Genomic DNA, 19,615 nt, shown 5'->3' on the forward strand with positions numbered 1-19,615 from the left:
ACGGGCGTCGGCGGGCCGACTAACCTGCGAGCGGTGAGCACATCGGAGACGTCCTCCCCGCGCCAGCGCCTGCTCGCGGCAGTGGTGGCGGTGATGACCGAGCGCGGCTCGACCGACTGGAGCCTCCGCTCGCTCGCCGAGGCGATCGGCACCAGTCACCGGATGCTCATCTACCACTTCGGCTCGCTGGACGGGCTCATGATCGCTGTCGTGGAGCAGGTGGACGCCGCGGCGCGGGAGCGGTACGCCGCACTGTCGGAGGCGTACGACGACCCGCTGGCCGCCGCCCGCGCCTGGTGGGAGCATCTCGCCGACCCCGAGCAGGCGGCGGGGGAGCGGTTGTTCTTCGAGCTCTACGCGGCCGCCCTGCAGGGCAAGGAGCACGCACGGCCACTGCTCAAAGGGGTGATCACCGACTGGCTGGCCCCGCTGACCGCCGCTTTCGCCGAACTCACCGGCGACCCCTCCACCGCGGCCGTCGACGCGCGGCTCGGCGTGGCTGTGGTCCGGGGCCTGCTGCTCGACCTCCTCGCGAGCGGCGACAGCGACGGCGTGACCGCCGCGCACGAGCGCTACCTCGCGCTCTACTCCGCGGACTGAACGCTCTGCTCGGCCGCTTCAGCCAGGCCGGCCAGCTCGAGGTCGACGTACCGTCGGACGGTGCCGGCGACCATCCGCCACATCGGTCGCGCGAACGCGCCTCGCATCTCGATCGAGAGCGTCAGCTCGCTGCGGCGGCCATCGGCCGGGAGGATCCGGTGGGTCGCGATGGTGTGCACGCCGGGGGTGCGGCTGTGCCATGCGAACCCGGCGACCGGCCGCCAGTCATGCACCGTCCAGGTGGCCGGCAGCAGCTTCGGCTGCCAGATCCGCACCCGGCTGCCGAGGCCGAGGGGTCGGCCGCCGACGATGCTGACCCGGGTCATCGATGGTGTCCAGCGCGGCATCGCCTCGACGTCACTGAGCACCTGCCACACGACCTCGACCGGCGCGTCGAGTTCGCGGCTGACGACGTACGACGTCGCACGATCGCGCCGGCCGCGCAGGGTGCTCATCATCCCGAGCCCGGCAGCGACCGCGACCACGTGGATGACGACGAGCAGCCCGAGGTGCTCAGGGAACCACGAGTCCTCGGGCCGGCCAGCAGCCCCAGCGACCAGGATGAACGGGAGCTTCCAGCCGTGCCACGCGACGAGCGCCCCGCTCGTGAGCCAGACGGCACCGACGGCTAGCCAGGCCGCACGACGGATCCGGTGGCGGACCAACGCCAGGTACCCGGCTGCGCCGACCAGCGCCCAGCCGCCGAGCACCGCGTGGAAGACGTGCCAGTGCGGGGCGCGGTCGCCGGGGACGGTGAGCCCGAGCGGGCTGCCGGCCGCCCACTGCAGCAGGACGACCCCGACCAGCGCGGCGCCCGCTGCCGGCCACAGGCGGCCGCCTGCGGCACGGGCGGCGGCGACCCGCGCCGCCGCCGGCCACCGCCGAACGACGTACGCCGGAAGCGCGAGCGCGAGCCCGGCGCCCATCCCGACAAACGCGGTCTGCAACAGCGCCATCTCCCAGGACGCGCCCGACGAGCCGGTGCCGGCTCCTTCCGTCGGATCGCTGAGGAACGCCTGCACCGCGAGGTAGGGCAGCGCCGAGACCAGGAACCCGCCGCCGAGCCAGCCACCGACGACCAGCGGCGTCGCCCGCACCCGCTGGCCCCACGGGCGTGCCAGCGCGAGCGCGACCAGGATCGCCACGGCCGCCATGCCGATCGTCACGATGTTGAGCGCCATGAATGCGGTGGCGTCGCCGTCGTACCGACCGGCGAGCGCCTGCGCCACCCACGAGACCTTGATGAGCAGGTACGGCGTCATGGCGAGCGCGGCGCCGTACCCCGCCCACCTGCCGATCCGATCGAACCCGCCCGCCGTCACCAACTGCCGCATGTACCACATGGTACAGACGGCGGCGTGGCGAGTTACCGGCGCGCACCGCCGGCGTGGGCCCTTGGGGTCCGTCCTCGGGCGCTCTGGCAGGCGGTCAAAGCTTGTCCAGGGAGCGATCGAGCAGTCGCCGGTTGTAGGTGTTCATGTCGGCAGGAAGCCCAGTCGGCGAGAAGTAACGCACTTCACTGCACTCGCCGCCGTCCGGCCGAGGCTCGCCTTCCACGGCTCCGGCAAGATAGGTGGCGCCGACGACGTAGGCCTGGTCTCCGTTGGGGTACTCCAGGAACCAGTCCGGACCAGAGTGCAGATCCAGCAGTTCCAGGTCACGCGCGACAAGACCGGTCTCTTCGTACAGCTCGCGCTTCGCCGTCTCCTCCAGGGTTTCCCCGAGTTCCATGGCCCCTCCGGGGATACCCCATTGGCCAGTCTCGGCATTGCACTGCAGCAGAACGGCGCCAGCGGAATCCTTGACGATCACCCCCGCAGCGACCAGGAGGAGTGGTCGGCTACCCACATGCTTCCGCAGCTCACGCACATAGTCGGACATGCGGCGAAGGCTAGTCGGCCGGGTTCCGGTCCCTGTCGTGCTCACGGGCACAGGTCTCGCAGCGGGACCGACGCGGTCCGGTGGATGCCGGGCTCCGTGCCCGTCGTGCGAACCTAAGGCATGGTGCACACGACAGCGGTTTCATGGACACGGCTGCCGGCGTCGGCGGCGGTGACTGCCAGGGCGCGCGGCGACCACCGCCGTACCCGGTCAATCTTCTTGAGTATTGACAGAATAGTGGCCAGCTCGTCAGACTCCACCCATGCCAGAGCCGCCCTCGAGTGTGCTGCGACTGCTCCGCGAGAGTCATGAGGAGCGGCTGCTCGCCGCGCTCCGCGTCCATGGCGCACTGAGCCGGGCCGAGCTCGGACGGCGTACCGGACTGTCCCGCGCCACGTTGTACGCGATCATCCAGCACCTGATCGCCACCGACCGGGTGGTCGAGCTTCCGGCCGTGGCTTCGCCGTCCCGCGGTCGGGGGCGGCCGGCCACGTTGGTGACGCTGAACCCGTCGGGTGGTCTGGCGCTCGGGCTCGACCTCGGCCACCGGCGCATCCACGCGGCTGTCGCCAACGTCGCCCACGAGGTGGTCGGCGCGGCGAGTGAGCGCTGCGGTGAACGGACTCCGTGGGCCACCCGGCTCGAGATCGCGCTCGGCCTGGTCGACCAGCTCGCCGAGGAGGGGCGCATCTCGCTCGCGGCCCTCGACGGTATCGGCGCGGGGGTGATCGGCCCGGTGTCCGAGCCAGCCGATGCGAAGCATCGTCGCAGTCGGGTCGAGCTGGTGCGGGACGGGCTGGCCGACAGGTACGGCGTGCCCGTCCTCATCGACAACAACACCCGACTCGCCGCACTCGCCGAGTCCATCTGGGGCAGTGGTGCCGGCGTCCCGAACGTCCTCTACGTACGCCTGTCCCACGGTGTCGGCGGCGGCTTGGTGCTGGGCGGCCACCTCCACTCGGGCGCGGCCGGCGGCGCGGGCGAGTTCGGTCACGTCAGCGTCGATCCGGACGGACCTCCCTGTCACTGCGGCGGCCGCGGTTGCCTCGAGCGGTACGTCTCGATCGCGGCGATCCTCGAGCAGTGCGACGCACGGCGACTCGACCACGTACTCGACCGGCTGCGTTCGGGAGACCGGCGGACGCGTGAGGTCATCACCGCGGCGGGCACCCGCCTCGGCAGGGTCATCGCAGCCGCGTGCAACGTCGTCAACCCCGAGGTCGTCGTCGTGGGCGGAGAACTCGCCGCCGCCGGCGACCTGCTGTTCGACCCGGCGCGGGAAGCACTCCACGCCTATGCCCACCGTCAGGTACGCCAGGGCCTCCAGCTCCATGGTGCGGAGCTGGGCGACGAGGCGGCCGCCCGCGGCGGCATCGCCCTGGTCCTGCGCAAGTCAGCCCTGCTGGCCGGATATCCCCCTGCGACGGCCGCTCCTGCGACCCGTGACACAGACAGAGGCGGTTGGGGCACGCTGGCCGTCGACCTCCACCGGGAGTAGGGAGACGGTGTGACCGGAGGATCACGATCCAACGTCCTGCTGCTCATGACCGACCAGCACCGGCTCGACACACTGGGCTGCTACGGCAACGAGGTCTGCGAGACGCCGGCGCTCGACGGGCTCGCGGCGTCCGGGACGCGGTTCGAGCACTGCTACACGCCGACCGCGATCTGTACGCCCGCGCGGGCCACCCTGCTCACCGGCGTCCTGCCGTTCCGGCACACGCTTCTTGCCAACTACGAACGCAACGTCGGCTATCGCGAGGAGCTCGACGGCCGGTTCCCCCCGTTCTCGGAGGCACTGGCGGGCGCCGGCTACCGGCTGGGCCATGTCGGCAAGTGGCATGTCGGTAAGGAGAACGGGCCGCGGGAGTTCGGTTTCGACGGCGAGCACTACCCAGGCTGGGGGAATCCGGTCCGCCATCCGGACTACCTGCGGTATCTCGCCGACCGCGGCCTGCCGGAGTTCCGGCTGCGCTCGCAGGTGCGCGGCTCGTTCCCCAACGGGCAGCCCGGCAACCTTCTCGCCGGGGTGCTCGAGCAGCCGGTCGAGGCGACATTCGAGTACTTCCTCGCCGAGCGGACGATCGAACGGCTCCGAAGCTACGCCGCGCACCACCGCACCGACGGCAGGCCGTTCTTCCTTGCCTGTCACTGGTTCGGGCCACACCTGCCGTACTGCCTGCCGGAGTCGTACTACCACCGCTACGACCCTGCGGCGGTCGAACTGCCGGCCTCGATGGCGGAGACGTTCGACGGGAAGCCACAGGTCCAGCGGCACTACTCCGCGCACTGGACGTTCGACAGCTTGTCCCCCGACGACTGGCGGCAGCTGATCGCGGCGTACTGGGGCTACGTCAGCCTCATCGACAGCCAGGTCGGGCGGATCCTGCGGGCGCTGGAGGAGTTGGGTTTGACCGACGACACCGCCGTGCTCTTCACCGCCGACCACGGCGAGTTCACCGGATCGCATCGCCTGCACGACAAGGGCCCGGCGATGTACGACGACATCTACCGCATCCCGCTACTCGCCCGGGTGCCCGGCAGTGCTGCATCCGCGGCCGGCGCCGCGTGGCCGGGAGGCCGCGTCGACGACTCGTTCGTCACCCTCGCCGACCTCACGCCGACGTTCCTCGACCTGGCGGGACTACCGGCACCCGCGTACTTCGACGGCGCCAGCCTGCTCCCTCTCCTCCGCGAGGGGCGGCGCCCCGATCGGGCGGATCACGTGGTCGCGGAGTTCCATGGCCACCACTTCCCTTATCCGCAACGGATGATTCGCACCCGTACGCACAAGCTCGTGGTCAGTCCCGCCGACGACAACGAGTTGTACGACCTCACCGCCGACCCGCACGAGCTGCGCAACCGCTACCACGACCAGGCGTTCGCGGAGGTACGCCGCGAGCTCCTCGGCACGCTCTACCGCGTCCTGCGCGAGCGGGGCGACAACTTCTACCACTGGATGACGTCGATGTACGACGTGGGCGAGAAGAGCTACGACACCGCGCTCAGCCACGTCGACGACCACGCAGGAAAGGGTTCTGAGTGAACCACGTCGAGGCGAGGATCGAGATCGACCGCGACCGCGAGATCGGCCGGATCGAGGAGAACATCTACGGCCACTTCCTGGAGTCCAGCTTCTTCGGCAACATCGAAGGCGGCGTCTTCGACGAGGGTTCTCCGCACTCCTATGCGGGCGACGGACCGCGGGCGGGGCTGCGCCGCGACGTCATCGAGGCCTGCCAGCAACTGGGGCTGCCGGTGGTGCGCTGGCCGGGCGGGAACGTCGCCTCGCCGTACCACTGGGAGGACGGCGTCGGCCCGCGCGGCGACCGCCCACGCAGGCTCGAACTCGCCTGGGGCTCGGAGGAGACCAACCGGTTCGGCACCGACGAGTTCCTGGCCTGGTGTGCCGAGGTCGGCACCCAGCCGTACCTCGTGCACAGTTGCCGCGACGTCGACGAGGCGGTCCGGTGGGTGGAGTACACCAACCACACCGGTGACACGGACTACACCAGGCGCCGGGCCGCGGGTGGGCATCCTGATGCCTACGGCGTGCGCTACTGGGGACTCGGCAATGAGGTCTACGGTCAGTGGCAGATGGGCCACCGGTCGCCCGAGGAGTACGCCGCCGCTGCCCGCGACCACGCCCAGTTCATGCGCAAGGTGGACCCGTCGATCCGCCTCGTCGCCGTCGGCACTCCCAGTGAGCGCTGGACCCGCCCGGTGCTGGAGCGGGTCGGCAGTCTCGTCGACTACGTCTCCCTGCACCTCTACGGTGCCTCCACGCACCTCTACACCGCCGACAGTGGTGACGACGACTACGACGCGGTGGTCGCCCAGCCGCTCTACTTCGAACGCCAGATCCACGAGTACGCCCACCTCGTCGCGAGCCTTGCCGCGGCGGCCGGGGTGGAGCGGCCACTCGCACTGGCTCTCGACGAGTGGAACATCCGCCACCTCGAACCCGTCGACTGGCCCGAGCCCCAACCCTCCCCCGACGGTGCCGTCGTCAGCCGCGACACCGAGCCGGTGAACGGTCGGCCCGCTCGACTCCGCGTCAACCGGTGGAGTCCGCGCACTCTCGCCGACGCGCTGTTCTATGCGGGCGTCTTCCATGCTCTGCACCGCGCGAGTGGCCTCACCGTGCCGCCGACCATGGCCAACACGGTCAACCTGGTCAACGCCAACGGGCTGCTCGCCGTACGACCGGGCGGTGTCGTACGGTCCCCGTCGTACCACGTGTGGAACCTCTACCAGAACCACACCGGCACCATCGCCATCCACGCGGACGTGTACGGACCGGCGCGCACCGGTGCCGTCCGTCAGGGCGACAGCCGCGACGGCAGTGGAGGCTTCGCGACCCGGCCTGGGTCGGTGCCGATGCTCGACGCCTCCGCCACCCTCACCGACGACCGCCGCCTTCGCCTCGCCGTCATCAACCGGTCGCGCACTGACGGCATTCGTACCCGGATCATCCTCGACGGACAGGCGGCACTACCTCCCGGCACCGTCCACGACCTCGGAGCGGATGAATCCGACACCATGGCCATCAACACCCTCGACAGTCCGAACCGGATCCGACTCAGAGACCGCGGGCACGTCACACTTGACGACGGGACCTACACCTTCCCGCCCCACTCCGTCACCCTGCTGTCCTTCACCTGAGGCGATCCGCGCGGTCGGACCAGGCTCGTCGAGCCCGTAAGCCCCTTTGACGACAGGCTGCGTACCCGGGAGTCTGTGCCGGTGGACGAGACACGGGAACGCGCGGTGACACTCGACGATGGCGCCCAACTGTGGACGATGAGTTCCGGACCCACCAGCGGATCGCCTGTCGTCCTGTGCCACGGCGGGCCGGGACTGTGGGACGACCTCAGCTCGATTGCCACCATGCTGGATTCGACCCATCGCGTCCATCGGTACGACCAGCGAGGCTGTGGCCGATCGACCGGACCTGATGACTACCGGGTCGACCGGGCACTCGCCGACCTCGATGGGCTACGCCGACACTGGGGCTATGACCGGTGGACGGTCTTCGGCCACTCGTGGGGAGCGACCCTCGCCCTCGCGTACGCATGGACCTACCCCGCACACGTGCAGGCCGTGATCTACTGCAGCGGGGTCGGACCAGGGACGGAGTGGCGGGAGCCGTACTACGCAGAGTCCGCCAAGCGGCTCACGCCCCGGCAGCAGGAGCGGCGGGATGAGCTGGAACAGCAGGAGGAGCGGAGCTGGGAGGAGGAAGTCGAGTACCGCATGCTGTGCTGGCTACCGGGCTATGCCGATCCTTCGAGGGCTGAAGCCTGGGCAAGGGAGGCTGCCGCCGTCCCATTCGAAATCAACTGGCGGGCCAACCGAGGCCTTTGGACCGACCGACCTGACGAGATCACACTCGCCACGAAGGTGACCGCTCCGACTCTGATCATCCATGGCGAGCAGGACCCGCGTCCACTGGCCAACGTCCGAAGACTTCTCGACCTGCTGCCGAGCGCCACGCTTGCTGCCATTCCCCAGGCAGGACACTCCCCGTGGCTCGAGGACCCCACAGGCGTGTCGTCCCGACTACGCGCCTTCCTTCCCGCGCACGGATAGCGTGCCACCTGCCTGCCACGGGTAGCGCCCGGAATAGTCGACAACGACGTCGACAAGCCTGAGGTCGACAGGGGTTCCCCACGCGCGCCGTAGTGCGGCAGCGGCCGACTCGATGGTTTCGGTGTAGGGCAAGGCGATCCTCCCGAGCTCAGGTGGGTGAGAGCACGGTGCGGCGGATCGAGGCAGCCAGCGGACTGCGGACAATGTCTGTGGCGGTGCGTCGGGCCCACGCTGCGCCGGCCTCCTCGTAGGCGACGACCGCCGCCTGCAGAGCCCGTTTCAGCTCCGCGCGGTCCATCGAACGGGGTAGGGCGTCGTGGAGTTGCTGAAGTTGGGCAGGCGAGGCCCGTGTCTCGAGTTCGTAGCCGAGCCCGTCATAGAACAGTGGAACGAGCCGGGTATCGATCACCTGCACAAGGTTGGTGTAGACGTGCCAGCAGCGCCCATGTTCGAGCCACCCGTCCAGCCCGAGGAACCACACCCAGGTGCTGGCGTCGACCGCATTCGGATCGTGCCCAGCTGGGTCCAGGTCGGCCAGGGCTCGGGCGAGGTGTGCGGCGATGTTGGTCTTGTCGACCAGGACGCGGTACCCGTTCACCAAAGTTGGCGATGGCTCGACCGGTCCTTCGTCGAAGGTGAGATCCACTGCGGCCAGGTCGACCGTCCACGCTTGGAAGCGGTACGGGCGCCCCGCAACCTCGTCGGCGTCCTGGCCCCAGGCCACCGCGCGACCGATCATCTCCTCGTGAGACGCATTCACATCCGCCGAGCCTAGGCCCTACCCCCTCGAGGGTTGCGGCCGTAGATCCTCGGGCCAGGTCTCAGTGGCTGCCGGTGAGCTCACCGGAGAGCTTGTCGTGGATCTTGGCGCTCTGCCGGTTCAGGCCGACAATCTCAACGGTCTTGCCGCGCTGTTCGTACTTTGTCGTCACCGCGTCCAGGGCTGCGACTGAGGAGGCGTCCCAGATGTGGGCGTCGGTGAGATCGATGACGATGCTGTCGGGATCGTTCGCGTAGTCGAACTGGTACACGACGTCGTTGCTGGACGCGAAGAACAGCTCGCCGGTGACGCAGTACACGACTCCGTTCCCTTTGGGGTCGGTGACCGCGGCGACGTTGACCAGGCGGGCGACGCGGCGGGCGAAGATGACCAGGCCGGTGAACGACCCGACCACGACGCCGATCGCGAGGTTGTGGGTGGCAACCACCGCGGCGACGGTGACCACCATGACGGTGATCTCGCCGGCTGGCATCCGTCTGAGGGTCTTGGGAGCGATGGAGTGCCAGTCGAACGTGCTGAACGCCACCAACACCATCACCGCGACCAAAGCTGCCATCGGGATGTCGGACACGACCGGCCCGCACACGATGCACAGGACCATCAGGAACAGTCCCGCCAGGAAGGTGGACAGGCGGGTGCGGGCACCGTTCTTCACGTTGATCATGGTCTGGCCGATCATCGCGCAGCCACCCATGCCGCCGAAGAAGCCCGTCACAAGGTTGGCGACACCTTGCCCGATGGACTCACGGGTCTTGTTCGAGTGGGTGTCGGTGATGTCGTCGACGAGCTTCGCCGTCATGAGTGACTCCATCAGACCCACCAGCGCCAACGCGAGCGCGTACGGGGCGATGGTCACCAGAGTCTCGGCCGTGAACGGTACGTCCGGCAGGCCCGGCACGGGCAGGAAGCTGGGCAACGCGCCCTTGTCCCCGACGGTGGGGACCGCGATGCCGGCAGCGAGGGTGATCGCGGTCAGGATGATGATCGAGACCAGAGGCGCCGGGACCGCCCGGGTGATTCTTGGGAAGGCCACGATCAGGGCCAGTCCGCCGATGACAAGCGGGTAAACCGCCCACGGCACGTCCAACAGTTCGGGCACCTGGGCGAGGAAGATCAAGATGGCCAGCGCGTTGACGAAGCCGACCATGACCGACCGCGGTACGAACCGCATCAGCTTGGCCACGCCGAGGGCACCGAGGATCACCTGCAGGAGGCCGCCGAGGATGACGGCCGCCACCAGGTAGCCCAGGCCGTGCTCACGGTTGAGTGGAGCGATGACCAGTGCGACCGCACCCGTCGCCGCCGAGATCATCGCCGGACGCCCACCCACCAAGGCGATGGTGACTGCCATGGTGAACGACGCGAACAGGCCGACACTGGGGTCGACGCCGGCGATGATCGAGAACGAGATCGCCTCCGGGATCAGCGCGAGCGCAACGACCAGCCCGGACAACACCTCGGTGCGGAAGACCTTCGGCGAGAGCCAGGAGGGGCGAAAACCGCGCAGCCGTGCGGGCGACAGCAGGAAACTCGGCACGATGGGAACCCGTCAAGCTCGGGCGCGTCCGTGACTCAGCACGCGCGAGGGAAACAGTGGTCGTGTATGGCCGGCCGCTGACTGTTTCGAGGGCGCGACGGGCTGGTCCATTCCGGCGAACCGAGGTCCGGCTCACCAGGCAGAACTCAGGGCGGGCAGGAAGCGCGACGGGACATCAAGGCACGACGATGCCAAACTCCTGACGTCTGCGACCGTGCCGGAGGCTTCATCGGCCCGGCGGTGAACTGAACTGGGCGCCGGTTCCGGGTTGCCACCGTCCTTCGCCCAAGCCTGCCGTACATCCTATCGTCCGGCCCGGGCGCGGTCTCCGGGCGGGCGTTCGTCCGCGGCGTCCGTGCGGCTTGTTCCGGTCGCCGGAGGCTGAAACACTGTCGGCGAGATGTGCGAGCGAGACGTCGGGACGCATCCACCGGGCAGGACGCCGGCCAGCGTCGCTCCCTGCAGACCAGATAGTCGAGGAAACGTCAGAGGAAACGATGCTACTGAGTGACCTGCTGTCTGATCTGGACTGGTCTCTGGTCTCCGGTAATGCGCAACAGCCGATTACAGATATCACTGCTCATTCGGATGACGTGAAAGATGGAAGTCTCTTCGTCTGCCTCAAGGGCGGGCGCGTCGATGGGCACTCCTACATCCCGGAGTGTGGCCTGCGTGGCGCCAAAGCGTTCCTCGTCGAGGACATCCATGCCGCCGCGATGGCGGCACCCGGCTCAACGGTTGTGCAAGTGCCGAGCACTCGGTCTGCCGCAGGACGAGTGGCGAGCCGGTTCTTCCGGCAGCCCACCAGGGACATGAAGGTCATAGCCGTTACCGGAACTGATGGAAAATCCTCGGTGACCAACATGGTCGGTGGAGCCCTTACGAGACTCGGCCGCCCCACGGGAACGGTCGGCACTACCGGTGTATCGCTCGACGGGAGCCCCGTCGCCCATCCCAGATCTACCCCCACGACGCCAGAGGCGATTGACCTGCAGAGGATCTTCGCTGGTCTGCGAGAACGCGGGGCGGCAAGTGTTGTTCTGGAGGCCTCGTCGATCGCGTTGGCTGCCGAGAGGCTTGCCGGATCGAGAGTAGACATCGGCGTCCTCACCAATCTCACGAGTGACCACCTGGACGCGCACGGGTCGATGGAAGGGTATCGTCAAGCGAAACTCAGACTGTTCGAGATGTGCGCTCGTGCCATAGTGAACGGCGATGACAACTTCTCGAGCGTCATTAGTCGGGAGACCCGAGGCCCTGTTCTGACGTACGGAATCGAAGGGCGAGCCCACGCGTTCATGGCCAGCGATATTCAGGTCGATGGAACAGGCGCGACGTTCGTCATATCCCATGGCGGGCACAATGTGCGAGCGGCGTCCGAGACTCCAGGGATCTTCGCGGTGTACAACTGTCTGGCTGCGACGGCGGTCTGCGTCGAATTGGGCTACGGACTTGCGGAGGCTGTGGAAGCCACGTCGCAGTCGAGTTCGGTGCCTGGGAGATTCCAGGTCCTACGGTCAACAGACGGACTGAGAGTCATCGTCGACTACGCGCACACTGCAGTTGGCCTCCGGAGTCCCCTCAAGACTGTGAGGGCGCTCTCGAAGGGGCGAGTTATCACCGTCTTCGGATGTGGTGGCGATCGGGATAAGACGAAGCGAGAGCCGATGGGGATTGTCGCGGGATCTGGCTCTGACGTTTGCGTTCTTACCAGCGACAACCCGAGAAGCGAAGATCCTGAGGCCATCATGAGGCAGGTGGAGGGTGGCCTGAAGCAGACAGCCTGTCGATATGTGAAGCTCGCCAACCGTGAGGACGCCATTCAGTGGGCAATCGACGAGGCGCTCCGTCATGACGTGGTAGTGGTCGCCGGCAAAGGTGACGAGAAGTACCAGATCGTGGGGGACGAGGTAGTCGAGTTCAGCGATGCAGCGGCAGTCGATCGTTGCCTGGCAAGGTCTCAGCGCACCTACGATCGGTGAGCCTGCCGGTCACCAGTGGGTGAGTTCATGCGCGAATACGACCCGGTGGACACCGACGGCATACGTGTTCGGCGGTGTGGACGGTCCAGGAAATTCGGTTGGGCGGTGCAGACCCGTCTCCTACCGTGGTCGAACTGATCAGCGACCGTGGGCGTGGACCTACCGAGCCGGAGGTGCGATGTGCGACGGGACCTTGGTGATGGTCTGGTCCTTCGCTGGTCCACGGCGAGGGACACCGAGGACATCGCCGAGTTGAACAGCCTGGTGTTCCGGGGCAGCGAGGACGACGAACCAAACCTTGGCCTGGCGAACACTGTGCGACGGCACATGCGAGGTGACTACCCATTCATGGGGCCCGAGGATGTCGTCGTCGTCGAGGACACCCGCAAGGAGGGCAACCGGATCGTCGCCAGCGCCTTCTACTTGCAGGAGGACTGGGAGTTCGAGGGGATCGTTGTTCCGGTGGCCCGTCCGGACATCGTGGCGACCGAGCCGGGTTACCGGAACAGAGGCTTGATTCGCACTGCCCTCGATGTCATGCACGAGCGGTCCGCGCGTGAAGGTAGGCCGGTGCAGGCGATTACCGGCATCCCGTTCTTCTATCGCCAGTTCGGTTACGAGTATGCGGTCGACGAGCGTGGTCGGGTCACTGTCGCACTTGGACTGCTGCCCGACGAGCCGTCAGGAAGCGGTGAGCCGTACAGGCTGCGGCAGGCGCGGGACGAGGACATCCCTTCCATTGCCGCCTGCCACCGGCGCCAGCAGTCCACGTACCTGGTGTCGCGTCGCTTACCTGACTCGTTCTGGAAGTACCACATCGACGCGGAGCACGAGAAAGGGCCAGCATGGAGTGATGTTCGTGTGCGGGTCATCGAAACGGCCGATGGTGACATCTGTGGCTTCGTCTTCACGCCGTATCGTCGGTCGGCAGATGTCTTCCTGACCTCCATGATCGGATCCACGCCAGGGACCAACCTTTATGACCTGGCTCCCGCGCTGCTGCGTGAACTCAGGCGCCTGGGTGAAGAGGAACCCACGAAGGGCGGGCCAGACAGGCCGCTGCAGCGGCTCATCCTCGAGTTGGGTCGGGACCATCCTCTCTACGACGCCCTGCGGCCGGAGTGGCTGCCACACCGCGAGCCGCCCGCCGCCTGGTACGTACGTGTGCCTGACCTGCCCGGCTTCCTGCGGCTGATCGCGCCGATCCTCGAACGACGGCTCGTGAACTCGACGTTCACGAGCTACAGCGGCGACCTCACCCTCGACTTCTACCGCGGTGGCCTGCGGATGTGCTTCGAGAACGGCAAGCTGACGAATGTCCAGGACTGTCGGTTCCGAACGTACGAGGCGATGGGCGGCTTTCCGCCGCTGATCTTCCTACGCCTGGTATTCGGACACAGCTCGCTACGCGAGCTGCGCGCCCCGTATCCCGACATCTGGGTGAACAGTGAGGCCGAGGCGCTACTGGATGCCCTCTTCCCCAAGTGCATGTCCCGCCTGGTCGACTAGAGGTGTCCCGTGGATCTTGGCCGGGCTCCCGACCTCCCGCATCCCGCCTGGCTGCCGTCGGTCACGGCGCCGGGTATGACGCGGGGCGACAGACCGTATCGCTATCGTCAACGGTTCAAGAGCGCTGTGGGGCCAGCTGCTGGAAAGCGGCGTGACGGAGGGTAACCGTTGTGGCTGAGGAGATGTCGGCGACCGGCAGGAACGTCGGCGGGTATGACGGATGAAAGCGATCCTCTTCGGTGGTGTCGTATCGCTCGTCCTGTCCCTCGCGCTGACTCCCTTGGTGGCCCGGTTCTTCGTGCGGAAGGGACTCGGCCAACCCATCCACGACGACATGCCGATGCACCAGGTCAAGCAGGGGATCCCCACCATGGGTGGGACGGCGGTCATCGCCGCCGCCGTCCTCGGGTACCTGGTTGCACACCTTGTCGCGGGCGCCGGGCCGTCGGCGTCTGGCATGCTCGTCCTGCTCCTGCTGGTCGGACTCGGTGCGGTCGGCTTCCTCGACGACTACCTGAAGGTCACTCGCGAACGGAACCTCGGACTACGCGGCCGCACGAAGCTGGTCGGCCAAACCCTGGTAGCCGTCGTGTTCGCCATCCTCGCCATCCAGCTTCCCGACGCCGACGGGCTCACCCCCGCGTCGACCTTCGTCTCCTTCATGCGCGACCTCCCCGGCCTGCAACTCGGAGCCGTGATCTTCGTCTTGTGGGCACTGTTCATGGTGTCCGCCACGTCTAACGGCGTGAACCTGATCGACGGCATGGACGGACTCGCCGCGGGTACCTGCGTCCCTGTCTTCGCCGGCTACACGATCGTCTGCGTCTGGCAGTTCAACCAGTCATGCGCGGCAGCCGACCTGCCCGGCTGCTACCAGGTACGCGATCCGTACGACCTCGCGATCATCGCGTTCTCATTGGCCGCCGCCTGCGGCGGATTCCTGTGGTGGAACGCCAACCCGGCCCGGATCATCATGGGCGACACCGGTGCGCTCGGGCTCGGCGGCGCCATCGCCGGCCTCGCTATCACGACCCGGACCGAACTGCTCCTCATCGTCATCGGCGGACTGTACGTCGCCGCCAACGCCTCGGTGATCCTGCAGCGTGGTTACTTCAAGTTGACCAGACGCCTCACCGGCACCCCCCGCCGGATCTTCCTGAATTCCCCCATTCAGCACCACTACGAGCACAAGGGCTGGCCAGAGATCACCATCGTGATCCGCTTCTGGATCATCTGCGGCATCCTCGTCGCCTCGGGACTCGGCATGTTCTATGCCGAGTGGCTCACCCATTCCTGATCTCGTCTGGTCGCGCCGTGTCGGGACGGAGGACGAGAGTGGGCTCTGCGGCAGCCCTGCTGACGCTGCTCAGTGCGGCTTCGGCGCTGCTGGGCTTCGGACGCGACGTGGTCATCGCGGCGGTGTTCGGTGCCGGAGCTGTGCTCGACGCCTACCTGGTGAGTCAGGGGTTGATGAACCTCATCCTGGGCCTGGTCGCGGGCGCGATGGCCAAGGCGCTGGTTCCGGTGGTCGCGCGTGCGACGGCCACCGAGGAGGCCGCACAGCGTGCCAACCACAGTGCGACGGTTGTCCTCTCGGTCACCGTGCTGGTCCTGGGCGTGGCGTCAGTGATGCTGTGGCTGCTCACCCGTCCGGTGGTCAGGGTGCTGGCGCCGGGGTTCGATGCCGCGCAGTCCGAGCTGGCGGTGACGTCGACCCGGATCATCCTGGTCGCCGTCGTCTTCGTCGCCGGCACGAACCTGCTCGCAGCGGTCGCCCAGGCGCGCCGGCGGTTCTTCTGGGCGGGTGTGCAGGGAGTGCCGTTCAACCTGGTCATGATCGGTACGGTCGCGGCGTTCGGTCCACGCTACGGCGTGGCGGCCCTGGCTGCGGGATTCGTTCTCGGTTCGGCTGCCCGGCTGGTGTGTCAGCTGGTCCCGCTGCGGGCGATCGGGCTGCGGCTTCGGATCAGTTTCGACCTGCGTGATCCGGGGTTCCGATCCGTCGCCCGGCTGGCACCACCGCTCCTGGTCGGCAGCGCCATCGTCAATGTCAACACCCTCGTCGACCGGGCAGTCGGCTCGTTCCTGGGTGAGGGCGTCATCTCCGCACTGTCGTACGGCTGGAGGCTCGTCACGCTGCCGGAGATGCTCGTGGTCGTGTCATTGGTGACGGTGCTCTACCCTGCCTTCGGTGCCGCGGCCGACGACCGAGGCGAGCTGCGCCGGCTGGTCGGTCAGGGCCTGAGTACCGTGATGGTCGTCATCGCGCCGATGAGCGCGGCGCTGCTGGTGTGCGCGCCGTTCGTTGTCCAGCTTGTCTATCAGCGAGGCAGCTTTGACGCCGAGGCCGGGGAGGCGACCTCCACGGCGGTGATGTGGTACGCGCCGGCGTTGCTTGCGCTCGCCTGGCGGGAGGTCGTCACCAGAGCGTCGTACGCCGTCGGTGACACCGTGACGCCCGTCCTGGTGGCGCTCGTGGCGATGGCGGTGAACGTCGTCGGCGATGTCACGCTCGGTCCTGTCTTCGGAGTGCCCGGGCTGGCCGGGACGACGGTGCTGTCCGTCGGATGCGCCGCGCTTCTCAACACCTGGCTCCTGCGACGCCGGCATGGGGCCGTACGTCTCCGGCACGTCGCCGGACTGTTGGCACGGACCGGCTGCGCAGCGGTCCTCTCCGTGCCCGCCGGGCTGTTGTGCGTCCATCTCGTCGCCGACCGAATCGGTGACGGAGCCGTGGGTGCGGCCGTCACCGCCGCCCTCTCCAGCATGAGCATCGCTGCGGTCTTCCTCGCCGTCCTCGCAGCGATCCGTGCACCCGAGCTGAGCGTCCTCAACGAGGCCGTACGAATCGTGCTCCGCCGCGGCTGAACGGCGGAAGGCGCGGCGGTCCTGCGCGGACACGACGTGCGACCGAGGCGAAAGCGCTCCCACCTTTTGTGCCCAAACGGGACCATCAGTCCTGGAAGTCTGGGATTTCGTGCCAAATGCGTTTTTATGCCGCCTACCACCGCGTCGCGGCAGATCACCAGCTAGCCAGAGGCCGGGCTCGTCGGTGAGGTCCGGGGGTCCGAAGTGTGACACTGAACGTCATGTCCACGAGCGAGCTTCCCCCGTCGTCGGCCGCCGGTCCGACGGCCGGTGGCGTGGCCCGCCCGGACCCGCTCCGCGTCCTGTCCCGGCTGGCGGCGGGCGACCGGGCGGAGCGGATCGTGCACGTCGAGTCGACACCAGGCCGCCCCAGACGGACGGCGCCATGGCCGGACTGGGTGCCCCGCGAGGTCGTACGCCGGCTCAGGGCGCGGGGGATCGAGCGCCCTTGGACCCACCAGGTCGAGACTGCCGAGTCGATGCGGGCGGGTCGAGATGTCGTCGTCGCGACCGGCACGGCGTCGGGCAAGTCGCTCGGCTACCTCCTGCCCCTGCTCGCCGACGTGCTCACCCCGCAGGCACGTGCCGGTCGAGGCGGAAGACGGCGGGTGTCACGCCGGCCCCGGGACCCGCTGCCGGGCCAGCTCACCCTGGACTTCGACATCGCCGGCATGTTCAGGATCGACGAGCCGAACGGACATCACGCCGGCGCCGGCCGCGGGCGTACCGCTCTGTACCTCGCACCGACCAAGGCCCTCGCCGCCGATCAGCTCCGGGCCGTGACCGCGCTCGGCGGGCCGGACCTGCCGGCCGTGACCTACGACGGCGACAGCTCGCGGGACTACCGCGACTGGGCTCGCAACCACGCGGCGTACCTCCTGACCAACCCCGACATGCTGCACCGTTCGTTGCTACCGGGGCACGAGCGGTGGGCACGGTTCCTCGGCTCGCTTGCCTACGTCGTGATCGACGAGTGCCACCACTACCGCGGCGTGTTCGGCTCCCACGTCGCCCAGGTGCTGCGGCGACTCCAGCGGATCCTCGAACATCACGGCGCCGATCCGGTCTTCGTGCTGGCGTCGGCGACGGTGCGGGCGCCCGCCGAGTCGGCCGAACGACTGATCGGGCGCCCGGCGGCGGAGGTGACGGAGGACGGCTCGCCGCACGGCGGGCTGTCGTTCGCGCTGTGGGAGCCGCCGGTCACCTCCCTGCGGGGTGAGCACGGGATGCCGCTGCGCCGCAGCGCGACGTCCGAGGCCGCCGACCTGTTGTCCCTTCTGGTCGCCGACGGTGTGCGGTCGGTGGCGTTCGTACGCTCCCGGCGAGGTGCCGAGCTGGTCTCGACCCTGGCCCGGGAACACCTTTCCAAGCTCGACCCCGCGCTGGAGAGCAGGGTCGCGGCGTACCGTGGCGGTTATCTCCCTGAGGAACGCCGCGAGCTCGAACGCGCACTGCAGGACGGCAGCCTGCTCGCGGTCGCGGCGACGAGCGCGTTGGAGCTGGGCATCGACATCGCGGGGCTCGACGCCGTGCTCCTCGCCGGCTATCCGGGGACCAGGGCCGCCGTCTGGCAGCGAGCCGGTCGCGCCGGGCGTGACGGGCACGGCGCACTCGCCGTCTTCATCCCGCGGAACGATCCGCTGGACGCCTATCTCGTACGGCACCCCGAGGCATTGTTCGGCCCGCCCGTGGAGGCGACAGTCTTCGACCCGGACAATCCTTACGTCGTACGACCGCACCTGGCGGCCGCGGCGGCCGAACTACCCGTGACGGACGCGGATCTGAAGCGGTTCGGGCCAGCGGCTTCGGAGGCGTTGGCAGCCCTCGTGGCGGAGGGCAAGCTCCGGCGGCGGGCGTCCGGTTGGTTCTGGGTCCTCCGCGACCGCGCGAGCGACCTCACCGACATCCGGTCCGGCGGCGGGCTCCAGGTCAGGCTGATCGAGGCGTCGACCGGGCGGCTGCTGGGCACGGTCGACGCCGCCGCCTCGCACGCCGCGGTGCACGACGGCGCCGTCTATGTCCACCAGGGCGACACCTACGTCGTCGATCGTCTGGACCTCGACGCCGGTGTCGCCGTCGTCTCGGCTGCGGGCAGCGATCACGACCACTCCACGGTCGTCCGCGAGACCAGCGACGTGCGGGTGCTGGCAAGCGACCGGCGGGTGGACTGGGGTGAGGCGTCGCTGGAACTCGGATCGGTCGAGGTCACGAGCCAGGTCGTGTCCTACCTCAAGATCTCGCTCTCCGGCGAGCCGCTGGGTGAGCATCCGCTGACGCTGCCGCCGCGCACCCTGCGGACCCGCGCGGTCTGGTGGACGCTCCCGGACCACCTGCTGACCGCTGCCGGGCTCACCGAGGCGGACATTCCAGGCGCTGCCCATGCCGCGGAGCACGCGTCCATCGGCCTGCTCCCCCTCTTCGCGACCTGTGACCGTTGGGACATCGGCGGCGTCTCTACCGGTCGTCATGCCGACACGGGACGGCCGACCGTGTTCGTGTACGACGGACATCCGGGCGGAGCGGGCTTTGCCGAACGCGGATTCGAGGCGGCGCACGAGTGGCTGGGGGCGACCCGTGCCGCCATCGCCGGCTGCGGATGCGACGACGGGTGCCCCGCATGCGTACAGTCACCGAAGTGCGGTAACGGCAACCATCCACTCGACAAGTCGGGCGCCGTCGGACTCCTCGACGTCCTACTCGCGAACGCACCCGACCGGCAGTGATCGTCGAGGGCGGCAGCGACGGGCAGCCGAGCGCTTCTGCGAGACTCCAGAACTTGGCAGAGCGGTAGGTGACTGCGTAATTTTGGCCCAGACGAGTTCCAGCTTGAACTCAGCGCACCTAGCCGTCGGAAAAGGCGTCCGG

At 68.3% G+C, this 19,615-nt stretch carries 14 protein-coding genes; 10 read left to right on the forward strand and 4 right to left on the reverse strand.

The window, feature by feature from the left end:
• The first annotated feature begins 33 nt into the window (after positions 1-33).
• Complete coding sequence (locus ABN034_RS21525; protein ID WP_349692793.1) at positions 34-600, forward strand: TetR/AcrR family transcriptional regulator; 567 nt, start codon at positions 34-36, stop codon at positions 598-600.
• Here ABN034_RS21525 and ABN034_RS21530 read toward each other — a convergent pair.
• The gene (locus ABN034_RS21530; RefSeq protein ID WP_349692794.1) at positions 585-1,934 is read right to left on the reverse strand and encodes an SRPBCC family protein; all 1,350 of its coding nucleotides are present in this window, start codon (positions 1,932-1,934) and stop codon (positions 585-587) included. The two genes, ABN034_RS21525 and ABN034_RS21530, sit on opposite strands and share 16 nt — an antisense overlap.
• A 94-nt stretch (positions 1,935-2,028) precedes the next feature.
• The gene (locus tag ABN034_RS21535) at positions 2,029-2,481 is read right to left on the reverse strand and encodes an NUDIX hydrolase (protein WP_349692795.1); all 453 of its coding nucleotides are present in this window, start codon (positions 2,479-2,481) and stop codon (positions 2,029-2,031) included.
• Positions 2,482-2,743: 262 nt separating this feature from the next.
• Here ABN034_RS21535 and ABN034_RS21540 point away from each other — a divergent pair, with 262 nt between their 5' ends.
• The 4 genes from ABN034_RS21540 (at position 2,744) to ABN034_RS21555 (ending at position 8,073) form a co-directional block, all read left to right on the forward strand.
• Positions 2,744-3,979, forward strand: a complete 1,236-nt coding sequence (locus ABN034_RS21540) for an ROK family transcriptional regulator (protein WP_349692796.1) — start codon at positions 2,744-2,746, stop codon at positions 3,977-3,979.
• A gap of 9 nt (positions 3,980-3,988) precedes the next feature.
• On the forward strand, positions 3,989-5,527 hold the full coding sequence (locus tag ABN034_RS21545) for a sulfatase family protein (protein WP_349692797.1): 1,539 nt from the start codon (positions 3,989-3,991) through the stop codon (positions 5,525-5,527).
• Positions 5,524-7,146 (forward strand): alpha-L-arabinofuranosidase family protein, encoded by a 1,623-nt coding sequence (locus ABN034_RS21550; protein WP_349692798.1) that lies wholly within the window; start codon positions 5,524-5,526, stop codon positions 7,144-7,146. The genes ABN034_RS21545 and ABN034_RS21550 overlap by 4 nt, the downstream gene beginning before the upstream one ends.
• 81 nt (positions 7,147-7,227) lie before the next feature.
• Positions 7,228-8,073: an alpha/beta fold hydrolase gene (locus ABN034_RS21555; protein ID WP_349692799.1), complete on the forward strand. Its 846-nt coding sequence runs from the start codon at positions 7,228-7,230 to the stop codon at positions 8,071-8,073.
• A gap of 148 nt (positions 8,074-8,221) precedes the next feature.
• On the opposite strand, the gene ABN034_RS21560 is transcribed toward ABN034_RS21555, so the two are convergent.
• Both ABN034_RS21560 and ABN034_RS21565 read right to left on the reverse strand, forming a co-directional pair.
• Positions 8,222-8,833 (reverse strand): hypothetical protein, encoded by a 612-nt coding sequence (locus tag ABN034_RS21560; RefSeq protein ID WP_349692800.1) that lies wholly within the window; start codon positions 8,831-8,833, stop codon positions 8,222-8,224.
• A 61-nt stretch (positions 8,834-8,894) separates the two neighbouring features.
• Positions 8,895-10,391: a SulP family inorganic anion transporter gene (locus ABN034_RS21565; protein ID WP_502879070.1), complete on the reverse strand. Its 1,497-nt coding sequence runs from the start codon at positions 10,389-10,391 to the stop codon at positions 8,895-8,897.
• Between the two features lie 497 nt (positions 10,392-10,888).
• On the opposite strand from ABN034_RS21565, the gene ABN034_RS21570 reads away from it, so the two are divergent.
• The 5 genes from ABN034_RS21570 (at position 10,889) to ABN034_RS21590 (ending at position 19,473) form a co-directional block, all read left to right on the forward strand.
• Complete coding sequence (locus tag ABN034_RS21570) at positions 10,889-12,373, forward strand: UDP-N-acetylmuramoyl-L-alanyl-D-glutamate--2,6-diaminopimelate ligase (protein ID WP_349692801.1); 1,485 nt, start codon at positions 10,889-10,891, stop codon at positions 12,371-12,373.
• Between the two features lie 180 nt (positions 12,374-12,553).
• Positions 12,554-13,882 carry a GNAT family N-acetyltransferase gene (locus ABN034_RS21575; protein WP_349692802.1) on the forward strand — a complete coding sequence of 443 codons (1,329 nt, stop codon included), beginning with the start codon at positions 12,554-12,556 and terminating at the stop codon, positions 13,880-13,882.
• A 220-nt stretch (positions 13,883-14,102) separates the two neighbouring features.
• Complete coding sequence (gene mraY / locus ABN034_RS21580; RefSeq protein ID WP_349692803.1) at positions 14,103-15,179, forward strand: phospho-N-acetylmuramoyl-pentapeptide-transferase; 1,077 nt, start codon at positions 14,103-14,105, stop codon at positions 15,177-15,179.
• A 38-nt stretch (positions 15,180-15,217) separates the two neighbouring features.
• The gene (murJ, locus tag ABN034_RS21585) at positions 15,218-16,750 is read left to right on the forward strand and encodes a murein biosynthesis integral membrane protein MurJ (protein ID WP_349692804.1); all 1,533 of its coding nucleotides are present in this window, start codon (positions 15,218-15,220) and stop codon (positions 16,748-16,750) included.
• A gap of 221 nt (positions 16,751-16,971) precedes the next feature.
• Positions 16,972-19,473, forward strand: coding sequence for a DEAD/DEAH box helicase (locus ABN034_RS21590; RefSeq protein ID WP_349692805.1), 2,502 nt, complete (start codon positions 16,972-16,974; stop codon positions 19,471-19,473).
• Positions 19,474-19,615 lie beyond the last annotated feature (142 nt).

The organism is Actinopolymorpha sp. B11F2, assembly GCF_040195635.1.
GTDB lineage: Bacteria > Actinomycetota > Actinomycetes > Propionibacteriales > Actinopolymorphaceae > Thermasporomyces.